14 protein-coding genes and 1 pseudogene are annotated in these 12345 nt (G+C 37.4%); 1 reads left to right on the forward strand and 14 read right to left on the reverse strand.

The annotated features are described in order from the left end of the window. Nucleotides 1-14: 14 nt before the first annotated feature. The 8 genes from PGW42_RS15445 to PGW42_RS15480 all read right to left on the reverse strand — a co-directional run bounded on the left by PGW42_RS15445 (nt 15) and on the right by PGW42_RS15480 (nt 6027). Nucleotides 15-1304 carry a hypothetical protein gene (locus tag PGW42_RS15445; protein WP_270235173.1) on the reverse strand — a complete coding sequence of 430 codons (1290 nt, stop codon included), beginning with the start codon at nt 1302-1304 and terminating at the stop codon, nt 15-17. 628 nt (nt 1305-1932) lie between these two features. Next, nucleotides 1933-2337, reverse strand: coding sequence for a hypothetical protein (locus tag PGW42_RS15450; protein WP_173826045.1), 405 nt, complete (start codon nt 2335-2337; stop codon nt 1933-1935). Nucleotides 2338-2651: 314 nt separating this feature from the next. After that, entirely contained in the window at nt 2652-3011 is a 360-nt protein-coding gene (locus PGW42_RS15455; protein WP_147356962.1) for a hypothetical protein, read from the reverse strand. 463 nt (nt 3012-3474) lie between these two features. Further along, nucleotides 3475-3936, reverse strand: coding sequence for a helix-turn-helix domain-containing protein (locus tag PGW42_RS15460; protein ID WP_270204085.1), 462 nt, complete (start codon nt 3934-3936; stop codon nt 3475-3477). Between the two features lie 16 nt (nt 3937-3952). Then, nucleotides 3953-4234, reverse strand: a complete 282-nt coding sequence (locus PGW42_RS15465) for a hypothetical protein (RefSeq protein ID WP_007887522.1) — start codon at nt 4232-4234, stop codon at nt 3953-3955. A 164-nt stretch (nt 4235-4398) separates the two neighbouring features. Continuing rightward, on the reverse strand, nt 4399-5031 hold the full coding sequence (locus PGW42_RS15470) for a GyrI-like domain-containing protein (RefSeq protein ID WP_055247379.1): 633 nt from the start codon (nt 5029-5031) through the stop codon (nt 4399-4401). Between the two features lie 45 nt (nt 5032-5076). After that, nucleotides 5077-5679: an alpha/beta hydrolase gene (locus PGW42_RS15475; protein WP_005337276.1), complete on the reverse strand. Its 603-nt coding sequence runs from the start codon at nt 5677-5679 to the stop codon at nt 5077-5079. A 30-nt stretch (nt 5680-5709) separates the two neighbouring features. Beyond that, nucleotides 5710-6027 (reverse strand): hypothetical protein, encoded by a 318-nt coding sequence (locus PGW42_RS15480; protein WP_055215068.1) that lies wholly within the window; start codon nt 6025-6027, stop codon nt 5710-5712. Between the two features lie 432 nt (nt 6028-6459). Here PGW42_RS15480 and PGW42_RS15485 point away from each other — a divergent pair, with 432 nt between their 5' ends. Then, on the forward strand, nt 6460-6699 hold the full coding sequence (locus PGW42_RS15485; protein WP_005608569.1) for a DUF6061 family protein: 240 nt from the start codon (nt 6460-6462) through the stop codon (nt 6697-6699). A 61-nt stretch (nt 6700-6760) separates the two neighbouring features. On the opposite strand, the pseudogene PGW42_RS16195 reads toward PGW42_RS15485, so the two are convergent. The 6 genes and pseudogenes from PGW42_RS16195 to PGW42_RS15515 all read right to left on the reverse strand — a co-directional run. Then, nucleotides 6761-6904 (reverse strand): annotated as a pseudogene (locus PGW42_RS16195) (ArsR family transcriptional regulator); the annotation flags it as partial. Between the two features lie 135 nt (nt 6905-7039). Further along, nucleotides 7040-7750 carry a succinate dehydrogenase/fumarate reductase iron-sulfur subunit gene (locus tag PGW42_RS15495; protein WP_330428578.1) on the reverse strand — a complete coding sequence of 237 codons (711 nt, stop codon included), beginning with the start codon at nt 7748-7750 and terminating at the stop codon, nt 7040-7042. Continuing rightward, entirely contained in the window at nt 7747-9291 is a 1545-nt protein-coding gene (locus tag PGW42_RS15500; RefSeq protein WP_015529839.1) for an FAD-binding protein, read from the reverse strand. Before PGW42_RS15500 ends, PGW42_RS15495 begins: the two co-directional genes overlap by 4 nt. Continuing rightward, nucleotides 9288-9827 (reverse strand): hypothetical protein, encoded by a 540-nt coding sequence (locus PGW42_RS15505; protein ID WP_008703787.1) that lies wholly within the window; start codon nt 9825-9827, stop codon nt 9288-9290. Before PGW42_RS15505 ends, PGW42_RS15500 begins: the two co-directional genes overlap by 4 nt. A 10-nt stretch (nt 9828-9837) precedes the next feature. After that, entirely contained in the window at nt 9838-10356 is a 519-nt protein-coding gene (locus PGW42_RS15510; protein WP_117526016.1) for a DUF6921 family protein, read from the reverse strand. Nucleotides 10357-10372: 16 nt separating this feature from the next. Next, nucleotides 10373-12345 (reverse strand): heavy metal translocating P-type ATPase (locus tag PGW42_RS15515; RefSeq protein WP_270235174.1); only part of this gene is annotated, 1973 nt, incomplete at its 5' end.

Genomic DNA, 12345 nt, shown 5'->3' on the forward strand with positions numbered 1-12345 from the left:
ATACTGCGTACTCATCAGTCATAACTATTTCTCTCAATATAATATTTTGCCGCTTCCTGTAAAGACATCCCTTTCTTTCTCGCTTTATCTCTCACACTGCTTACAGAGATACTTTTCATTCTGCAAAAGGAATTGATTGATTCATATACACTTCCATCCTCCCAGATAAATTGCCGATTTTCCGTAATCTTTCTAATATAATCAATTGCCTCATCGTAATCGCTGTCTTTATTCCGAAACCTATAAGAATGCACAGATTGAACATTAATATTGTATTTTTCACAGCACTCTTTCAAATTTTTATACTCATCACCTCTATAGTAAAATGCATCCGTTTCCAGACTTTGCTTCCTTCTCAGACAATGTCGGAAAGCTTCTTGGATCGAACAGTTCTTTCGCCACGCTCTATTGCGTACTGCTTTTAATGACACATCAAATTTTGTACAGCATGCCGACAAAGACGAGTATAAAACCGACTCCCATTCAAAATAATCCTCCATCTTTTTATTATAGTAATATTCAACCGCCTCTACTTTACCCTTTTTCGTTCTCCACATATAACCATAAACGCTGCTGACATTTATACCAAGTTTGCGGCAGCAGTCACTCAAATCATGATAAATACTATCCCGGAATACAAATGTTCTGGAATCTATTTTTTGTCCTTCCTGCTTTTCAATACGATTGATATAAAATTTCAAAGCTTCTTCTCTGGATATTCCGTGCCGTTTTGCGTATGCCGACACATAAGATGCATTGCATCCAAATGCTCTGCAACATGATGTAAATGTAATATATTCCTGTCCGCAGAAATACATTTTTCGTTTATTATGATAATTCAGATAGCTGGCAAATGCATGCCGCAATAGAAAATGTTTTTTTCTCGCATATCTTCTGACGCAAACCGATTTAATATTGTAAGCCTCACAACAAGCTGCAAAACTATCATAAGTCACATGGTTATATGTAAAACGATTATATTTATAATACTGATAATAATGGCTGAGCGCCTCCTCTTTTGATATTTTATTTTTCTGCATATAAGTACATAGGGATTTATAGTTTATATTGTAATAATCGCAGCATTCTTTTAAATCTGTCCACCTCACTTTCTTAAAATAAAATATACCTAGTTTTTTCAAATTTCTGCAATATGCGATTGCTTCTTCAGCTGTACACTTGTGGATTCTTTTGTAAGACATAACAGATCCATATCTTACTTCATAGTATTTGCAACACTCACGAATACTCTTCCATTTCTTATTAAATGCATAGAAGATATATTTACTGTTATTGATATTCATAAATTGAAACCTTCTTTTTATTTCAATGTATAAAATACCTGATCTCAGGAAATTGTATAAATGATTTTGCAGAAACGCAAAATTTAGATTTAACAGTTGAAAAGATAAAAATGAATTGAATTAGAATAAAAAACGGAATAATTATACAAACATAGGGGAACTAACATTAAAGGTTACACAATATGCATGAGTATGTATGAGTATGCATTTGGGAAAAAGCATTTGTGACCATTTTTTGACCATGTACTCCAATGTACTCCACAACACTACAGTACACTCCATGCCGTTGTCAGAACTTTCAGACAACTTTTCCGACCATAAAAAAATCCCTCAACCACGCGCTTTATCGCGTTTTTGTAGGGTTAAAATTATCAGGCGGTCGGTGTTAGTTCCCCAATCATATCAAAATCTCCTTATTTTACAAGGGTTTCAGCACTTTCTGTTTTTTTCTACACGGTTTTTACACGGTTTTCTAAACTTTCGTACTTTCTTCCCTAATAGCCTTTTGCATATTTATCCGCGTGTTTGTTATAATTATTCTCTTTTTTATCTGTCAGCCTACGAGAAAACCATCGTATCTTTGCTTCCTCGCAGGCTCAGTTATTTCCATTTGTAACTTCTAGGTATTTTACATTTTTTCTCGTATTTTATCAAATTCTTTATTCACAAAATTCTCCTCAAGGTGTGTATAATATTTCATCATTTTTATATGTTTATGCCCTATATAAGATTTACATCTTTCATACTCTCTTATATAGTTTTGTACAGTCCTAGGTTTCACTTTTCCAACCACATATAACTCCATCCACTTATCAAACCAATCATTTAACGTTTTTTTGCTGGCATCAGTCTGCAATCCTAGATTATATTGTTCTAATATTTTTTCTCTCTTTTGTTTTACTTCTTCTAGTCTTTTACTGGATGCATATATAGGTTTGTCATTTCCTTTAATATACACACGTGCTTGATAGGTTCCATTTCTCAGTTGAGTAATTCCTTTCCCCAACTCTTTCCCATTTAAGGCTTTAGCCATGATACTCATCCATCCTTTTTCTTCTTTCTAACAGACAGATGACTACCTATTTGCTTACCTGTTCCATCTTAACAAATTTTTAAATTCTTTTCAAGATAAGCTAAAAATTCAACATCTATCTGATAAGAAAATCTCATTTTATTTTTCGGTTCCCAGAATAACAAATAGTCCTTATTATCACTCCCTTCTGTTTGAATATGGCATAAAGCACAAAAATTGGAACCAGGTTCCAATTTTCGCACATAATCCTTTATTATTTTTATGTCATACCTTTTTCTGTACACAAATATATTAAGCCGAAACAAATCTAGCATTTATGCATACAAATCAAATATCTCCTGAATACAGTTTTTCATTACTTCATTGGGCAAATTTCTAATAAACTCTTGCTGCCACTCATTTCTTATTTCGTATTTATCCTGTAACACATATTTATCCATAGAATTTCCACATACTAAATTCTGCTCAACAATATCCGCAAGTTTCAGTAGCAGATCTTTATACTTCATTTCAAATACAAATTTATATTCTTCAAATCCAAACGCTTCCAGCAAATAAGTAATTCGCTCAAAATTATATAAATCCATTATTTTTTCATCACAAATTCTCTTTCGGTCTTCCAAACTACACATACCAAGGAATAACAGCCTTTGCTGTTCTGCACACTTTTCCATATCTTTCTCCATATTTGAACTACATTGTATCTAATCTTTGCTCTCTTGTTATGTTTATTATAGTCGAATATTCGGCAATATGTAAGGTAATTGAAAACCCTATAATTAAATATAGAACACGCATGAAAGAGGTGATACATTTGTTTACCTATGCCCCATTATGGCAGACATTAAAAGATAAAGGTATTTCTCAATATGAATTGATCAAAACCTACCATATAAGCACTGGAACTGTTTCAGATTGAACGCTGCCAGACGGACACCAACAGAAATCAAAATCGACTTCGCAGTCTTGCCAGTAACAAAATGTCAATAGTTTTTTAATCACTTTTTCAAAAAAGGCAAAAAAATAGAACGTATAGTTAATTTCCATACGCTCTATCTCACATTTCATTTTAAATTTTTGAATTCCACAAACTTGAATTTCATGAATTATCGCTTGCCTTAAACTTGCTGACACAAATCATTTAGTTTCCAATCCATTCAAATAGAATTGATATAACAAATACACCAGAGAAAATATACCAATTAACAAATACGCCACATTTTCTTTTAAAGATACTAGATACGATGAGAATACAACAAAGCCAATAACCTTGATTACCGCTTTAATTTTTCGATTTTCAATCTTATCAATTTTACAACAGATAAAACGTACTCCAATAACCATAGGAGAAAATAAGATTGCAATCAAAATTAATATAATATTTTGCTTATTAAAAATAAGCTTTGATAACTGTTTTTTCTCATTATCCTTGATGTCCAAATACTGGTATAGCAATATAAGAGAGGCTTGGTCAGGAACACTTTTTCCCAATTCCCATTTCGAAATTGTCTGTCGCGTAACAAAGACAACATCAGCCAGTTGTTGTTGGGTTAAGCCCTTTTCAATTCTGGCTGATTTAATCAAATCTGATATTTCCATAGTTGTACTCCATTTATTATCTGTTTTTAATAGTGTCGCATAATGTTATTGCTAAACAAGCAACTATTACAAGAAAACTCATCTGATGTTTAATAACAACGCAAAATAGGCTAATTGCCAATAACATACCGATAAAAGCAATCATACTATACTTGTATATCCTAGGATGTTTTTGGGATAATGCATTCGATATTTTTACAATTACTGCTATCATAGGAATAATTAATACCCCCATAACACCAAATAAAATTCCAGTTGCAACAACACTCATTTTGTTTTTCTTTAATTCCTTCAACATAAAAAGAACCTCCTTTGTTTTTGATACTTTGATATTAAAAAAGAATTCTTTTTATGTCACGCAACGCTTGTGAAAACAGGCGCAACGGTAACGATTTTCATTCTGGTCATCGAAAGCAAAATTCCGATTCTTCGTTCTCTGCGACTTCCCAATAAACGGGAATTTTACGCTTTCTTAATTGGATGTCTAATTACAGTTTTCCATTTTTCTGGGGCAACCTTTCTTGCATCAGACATATAAATCTCGTGGTGCAACCTATCTTTGTTAATATCATTAACATATCCATTTTGTTCTAAATAAGTATCCATAAGCGCAACAGTTGCTGGCTCATTATCAAAAGAACCTATATGCATAATTTGAACGCATAATCCCTCATCAATCGTAAGATACTCTGCTGACGAACAATCAAGTTTCTTCTTTTTCGTTGCTGTTTCTACCGCCCAGTCAAAATCAGCTTTAGAAATGAAATCAGGCAAACGGATAACAGAAATCCAGCTGAAAGCAGACTTATTTGTATAATCTACACTCTCGACATCATCCTGCCACCAAAAACCTTCCAATGGCGGAACAACATATTCAAAAAATCCTTCAATTTTATAATCAGTCTTGTAACTCATTTTTAATGTGTATGCAACAGCATATAGAACACTGATTGCTTGTTGATATGCTCCGCCTTCTTCATTTGGATTGCCTTTTCCTCTAACTGCAATATAATTTGCCTTAGGTACATTTACAATCTCTGGTTTGTTCTTCGGCATATAGAATTCTTTATACTCTTTTTTAAAATCAAAAGCCATAATAACCTCCAAAATTCCGATTTTCTCAATTCTCCAAACTTGAATTTATTTGGAAGATTTTATTATCCATTCATCAAGAAATTTCATTTGTTCATCCGTATGAAACCAATGCTCTCCATTTTTCATAATAGAAAGTGTTGAATTAGTCCTCTGTACAAATTCAAATATCGTTCCATAAGCGGTAAGATTATCTTTTTCACCATACAAAATGTGCGTTGGGATTTCCCATATAATAGGATTTTCTCTTGCATAGCAAAGATAATCCCATGAAAGAGTCTCTCCAAAGGTTGTCTGAATTTCTTTTTTCTCTTTGAGTTCATCCTCTGTAACATTTGCCCAAATCATCATATCAGCAATAAGCCTTTCCATATCTACAACGGGCGAAATAAAATATGCTTTCTCTATTTGCTGATTTGATAAGGCATTGATAGCAAAATACGCTCCAATGCTATTGGCAATTACTTCAACCGTCTTGTAGTTTCTATAAATTGAATTAAAAAGTAATGGAAATTCTTCTTTTGCTTCCCATGGAAACTGTGCAGTATAGTCGAGACCAATCACATCACAATTACTAAAGAGCGGTTTGTAATGAATAGCTTCTTCAGCATTACCACCTTTTCCATGTATATAAATAACTGCTTTATCCACAATAGTTATCCTCCACAAATTATAAGTTATTTACTTCTCTTCATACTTTTTAACGATAACTAAACTATAAGCAGCCATAATTACAATTGTTTCCACCATCACACCAATAACCGACAACAGAACGTATGGTGTATTTTGACCTTCTAACAGCGGAATTCCTAATATAACAAAAATGATTCCATAGATTATAAACAATAGTCCGCTCGCACGATTGTAACCTTTCACATCTTTTACTTTTATTGTTTCGGTATTAGCCCAGAATCCAACGGGATTCTTAGAAAACATATCTTTTATTCCTAATCCAATTATAAACACTCCAAAAAGTGACCATATAACAAACCCAATCATATTGTTTCTCCTTACAAACCGCATTAAAACCATAATGAGACACATTCTTGTATTTCCCAAAATCGAGATTTACTAATTCTACAAATTCCGATTGAGATTTCACCTGTTTTAAGCAATTTAACAACTGTTATATTTTGTTATTAAATTCTCCGCAAACCCTTGAAAACACTGAATTTATCACAGGCGAGCTTTCCCTTATTGTTTCCCTTGTGTTATATCGTCCCACCAGTGTTTACGAACTCTGATAAGGGAAAATACAAGGGCACAAGAGGTCCGGTGGACCTCTGCTCTGTGCCGACCGAAGCGGCAGCGGAGACCAAAAAAATTATATAAAATAGTATAACATAAAATAAAAGTGACATGGTGAACTGATTGAAATGCTTCTGATTTTTGTAGCAAATAATTGATTGAACGATAAGGAGATAAGATACGATGAGAACAATATTTGCAGAATACAATCCCGGACGAAACAGCATTGATGTTTATACCTCTGTTGGCTATATGCTCCGCATTGACTGTTGGGAAGCTGAAAAGGACTTAAAAACCACATCAGGATCAGACTGTGCATTAAACGCACTCGCCATTGATGATCCTCTTGAATATGCAAGATTATATCTTGATGGAAATTTGCAGATGTGGGTAGATGCGGAAGACTCATTAGATATTTTTTAATTTTTAAACAAATACAACAGTTTAAATAACTATTAGCTACAATATTTCCGGAAAATTCATCATGGGATAAAGTTGGCTGGGTAATTTCAAATCTTTCCAAAAGTTTACACCCGCACTTTTCTCCATCCGACAGCATCTGTACAATTTCCAGCCGGTTCGCATCGCCCAAAGCCTTGCATATCAAAGCCACATCCATTGCATTCATATTGACACCTCACATTGATCATTGTCTATGTTCAATATAATATATACATAGATATTTGCCAATGTATGTGTTTTAAAAAAGAGAATCAAGTTTTTGATTCTCTTCATACATTCATTATAGCTTTTATCATCCATTTTATTTGCCCCAAACAGCCGCTGCATTCGACCTTACAAGCAGTTCTTCCACAGGCAGACCAATCGGACAAATATCATGACAAGATAACGACTTCCCGCATCCCTCAAAATATTTCTTCTTATATTCAGCAGAAATCTCATTCAAATGAGTGCTTTCCTGTTCTTCATTCAGAATCCGAAATGCGTTGACTGCAGCAACAGCGCCTGCGAAAGTCCCATTTGCAGAGAAGTTAGGACACACTTCAAGGCAGCAGCCACACATCAGGCAGCGTGCCGACTGGTATCTCGGTTCATGTGTCCACGAACTCATATAAGCTTCACTTTCAAGCCAAAGGTTCAGTTTTTTCAAATTTTCAAACAGATTTGACCGGTCAACGATCAAATCTCTTACAAGCGGAAATTTGCTTAAAGGTTCCAAGGTGATTGTAGAACCTTTTAACATATGTAGAAATGTAGAGCATGCCAGCCTCGGACGTTCGTTAATCAGCATGGCGCAAGCCCCACATTTTCGCACCATACAGCTACATTCCCAGCTGATGGGAGTAACTATAGTTCCTGAGTTATCTTTCAAAGGAGTTCTACTGTTCAATTCCTTTAGAACAGTGGCAACAGAGCTGTTTTTGCTTCCGTCAAACTCAAATTCCTGCCAATAACTGTCTGCTTTCTGACTCTCCTGCCGCCTGATTCTTATTTTATATACCAAGTGAATCACCGCCTTTCTGGAACAGGTACAAAGGAAATCTGTATCTGCTTTCCATCAAATCTGGCTACCGTTGTTTTAAGGTAATCATCGTCATTGCTCTTCGGATAATCCTCCCGCCAGTGTGCACCACGGCTTTCTTTTCTTGCAAGAGCACTCTTTAGAACTGCCATGCCAAGCAATGGAAGATTTCCTGTCAGCGCTTGTACCGTTTGAATCCCATTTAACAACGTATTCTCATTTCTGACAACGCCCATAGTCTCCTGCATCACTTTGTTTAATTGCTTTATTTCTGAAATTTGGGACGCTGGTGGAAAATCTATCTGTGTCGCACAAGATAGATCTACTACATCTGCCTGTTCGCATGCTGATTTTGCCGCAACACGTCCTCCGTATAACGCTCCTAACAGAGAATTTCCACCAAGACGATTGGCACCATGATATTGGGCACAGCATTCTCCGGCAGCGTAAAGATTCTGAATCGGCGTTCTGTGCTGCTCATCCACCAGAATGCCTCCCATAAAATAGTGAATTCCCGGTAAAACAGACACCGGTTCCTTTCGTATATCTTTATGCAAATAGGTCATACAATCGTCTGCCAGACCAGATAGCTTATTTGAAATAATCTCCTCCGATATTTCCGTCATGTCAAGAAATACCTCTGATTCATGGCTGACCTTCCATATCTCTCTGGCGGTAATATCTCGTGGCATCAGATTTCCAAGCTCCGGGTATTTTTCCTCCATGAAATACCATTGTTTTCCATCTTTCATGGCAAACAACCTGCCACCTTCCCCTCTGGCCGCCTCGCTGATGAGCATGCGTTTTCCACCACATTTCACAGTTGTCGGATGGTACTGGATCATCTCGCCATTTGCCAGAGGAACACCAAGCCGGAACAATTCTGCGGTGACTTCTCCTGTATTGCTCAGCGAACCCGTTGTATTTCCAAACAATCCGTGCATACCACCGGTGGCAACAATAACCGCATCCCCCGGTAATTCCACAGTCTCCTGACTGTATTCATCCCTGATTACGCAGCCACAACAAATATTACCACACAGACGAAGTGTTAGGAAAGAATGATGGCTGAACCGTTCTACCATACCAGATGCTTCTTTCCTGCGAACAGCGTCTATCATAGCTGTCATGATCTGCTTCCCGGTATCGCTCTGTGCAAAAGCAGTCCGTTTCTTTTTCTGCCCGCCAAAATTTCGCAGATCCACATCATCATAGCCACTCATGTTAAATTTAACTCCAAGTTTTAGCAGCCAGTGCACCAGCTCCGGTGCTGCCTGTGTCATTCCCCAAACTGCATTTGGATCTGCCAGACCACATGCTGCCTTTATTGTATCTGTAAAATGTTCTTCGGGACTGTCGTTTTCATCTTTTGTATTCAAAGCTGCGTTGATACCGCCCTCCGCCATAACAGACTGTGCCCGCTCTGACGGAAGGGAGGAAACCAGTTTTACATTGCATCCATTTTCCGCTGCCTGCAAAGCCGCTGAAAGTCCTGCCAGTCCAGCACCTATAATAATAATTGTCTTACTCATAGATATTGCCACCCAATATAATAGAAAATAACTGCGCCCGCTATAAACAGAAGGAGCACCGAAAGAATCAAATATATATCACCCCTTCGTTCTTTATAACTGATGATTCCCAGCGATACGAGCAATGGGCGGATATTGATAAAAATATGAACAAAGATTGCCGCCACGAACAAAAGCTGAGTTACCATCTTTACCGTTGTAAAAGGGAACAAAATATATGTCCCATTCTGCACCTTTCCAAACAAGCCAATATGGAAGAACAGCAGGATCAGTATTGCCAGCCCACTGGCTCGTCTCGCCCAGAATATGGCGTTCTGTTTCAGATACATTTTTCCGGATTGCTTCGCTGTCTGTAAACTCTGAACTGTCAGGATGACACCAATCACCGTATGCACAACAAGAATACCAACACCAATCCATGCAAGAAGTTTCCCTGCGCTACTTCCAACTCCGTTCAGCATAAAGCTTCCCATGATTCCATGAATCATAAAAATGAGAAGCATTAAAACAGACAAAATCGTATTCCATTTTCTCATAAATTCCCGCTCACCTCATTTCTTCGCTGTCCATGATCATATAGTCCATCTGTGTTAGCGTTGTAACGTCAATAAAATCATCCGATGCCAGGAATACATCATACTTTCCACTTACCACTCTTGATAGCATCATTGTGTTACTGTACTCTTTCAGATCTACGAAAAAACCGGCCTGTTTCAACTTGTCACAGAGTTTCTTAGCATAACTGACAAGCGGATAATCCGTCTCAGATACATATAACCGAAAACTAATGTCCGTTTTCATGAGATCTGTTTCATTTGTTTCCGAATCGTCCAGTGCCAATTCTTTTAATTTATTCCGGGTGTTCTCGTTGTCGAGACCATCTGACATCATATTAATACCGAGAACATAAGAGCCTTCCAACTGTGCGGCGGCTTGAGCCGCCTTTTTTGACTTCGGTGTTGCTCCTGTGACTGCATCAATCATAGAAGGCGGTGAGTGCAAAAGTGCACCGAAACCTGCAAGAAAAACAATTGTAACTGCTAACAGAATCAATTTCCGTTTCACATTGCCACCTCGTTTCTTATTTTTTCAAAATCCTCATTGCGTTCAAGACGGCAATTATGGTAACGCCTACATCACCAAATACAGCTTCCCACATTCCCGCAATACCAAGAGCGCCAAGAATCAGGAACACACTCTTAATCCCAAGAGCAATCACTATATTCTGCATGACAATCTGTTTTGTCGCTTTTGCTACTTCAATCGCGTCCACCAGCTTAGACGGTTCATCTGTCATCAGAACTACATCTGCTGCTTCAATGGCCGCATCCGAACCAAGCCCACCCATTGCAATACCAACATCTGCACGGGCAAGGACAGGAGCGTCATTGATACCATCACCAACAAAAGCCAATTTGCTTCCCGGTCTCTTTTTACTATCTAAAAGCTCAACCTTTTCCACTTTTTGGTCAGGAAGCAGCTGTGCATAATATTCATCCAACTGCAATTCTTCTGCAACGGACTTCCCAATTTTTTCATCATCACCGGTAAGCATGACTGTTTTTTCCACGCCGATATGTTTCAGGTCAGAAATTGCTTTTTTACTGTCCGGCTTCACTTCATCTGTTATCAAAATACATCCTGCATATTGACCATCTACAGCCAAATAAACTTTTGTACCTGCGTTTTCACAGGTTGTGTACTCTATACATTCTGTATCCATAAGTTTCGTATTGCCAGCAAAAACTTTCTTTTCCCCTGCCATTACACTGATTCCATATCCTGAAATTTCCTTATAATCAGAAATCACTGACTGATCAATTTCTTTTCCATAAGCAGCAAGAATGGATTTTGCAATAGGATGGTTAGAAAAACTCTCTGCCTCTGCCGCATACTCCAGAACCTGTTCTTTTGAAAATCCATTTGCAGGCAAAATATCCGTCACATTGAAAACACCTTTTGTAAGTGTTCCGGTTTTATCGAACACAATAACGCTGACATTATTAAGTGCCTCTAAATAATTGCTTCCTTTTACAAGAACACCTCGTTTAGATGCTGCACCAATGCCGCCGAAGAAAGTCAGCGGGATTGAAATAACCAATGCACATGGACAAGATACCACAAGGAAAACAAATCCTCTGCGAATCCACTCTGTCCAGCCTCCGCCAAGAATGATCGGTGGCAGAATCGCCAGAAAAGCTGCTAAGATTACAACCACAGGTGTATAATAACGTGCAAATGTAGTAATAAAATTTTCTGTTGGTGCTTTTCGGCTTGACGCATTTTCCACAAGATCAATAATCTTTGAAGCCGTAGATTCACCAAATGCTTTTGTTGTCTTAATCATTAAGACACCCGTCTGATTCATACAACCGGAAAGTGCTTCGTCTCCTTTATGAACACTTCTCGGAACTGATTCTCCTGTTAAGGCGCTTGTATCCAGCATAGAATCTCCATCCAATACCACACCGTCTAATGGAATTTTTTCACCAGGCTTTACAATAATAATCTCACCAATGGAGACATTTTCTGGAGATATGGTAATCAATTCCCCATTTCTTCTTACTGTAGCAGAATCTGGACGTATATCCATTAAGTCTGATATAGATTTTCTTGAACGCTTAACAGCCAATGACTGAAAAAATTCACCTACCTGATAGAATAGCATAACAGCAACTGCTTCTGGATATTCACCAATGACAAAAGCTCCAATCGTAGAAACACTCATCAAAAAATGTTCATCAAATACACGCCCCTTTGAAATGTTCCTCACAGCCTGCCATACAACATCTCCACCAAGAATAACATAAGAAACAATGAGAAAAGCTAACTCGATAGGCAGTGGCACTTTCGCAAAAACAGTCAATGCCATACCAATGGCATAGATTGCTGCACCAGTCGCTAAACGAACTGTCAACTTCTTATCCTCATTGTTATAGGATTCATTGGCCTCCTGCTTTTTTTCCGGTATATAAGATTCCTGTACAATTTCAGAAACTTCCACATCTGGCTCATGGCTATGAACAATCGTTTCAATCTGACTGGCTATCGTAT

It is taken from the genome of Coprococcus sp. TM115-187 (genome assembly GCF_027679115.1).
GTDB classification, from domain to species: Bacteria; Bacillota; Clostridia; order Lachnospirales; family Lachnospiraceae; genus Allocoprococcus; species Allocoprococcus comes.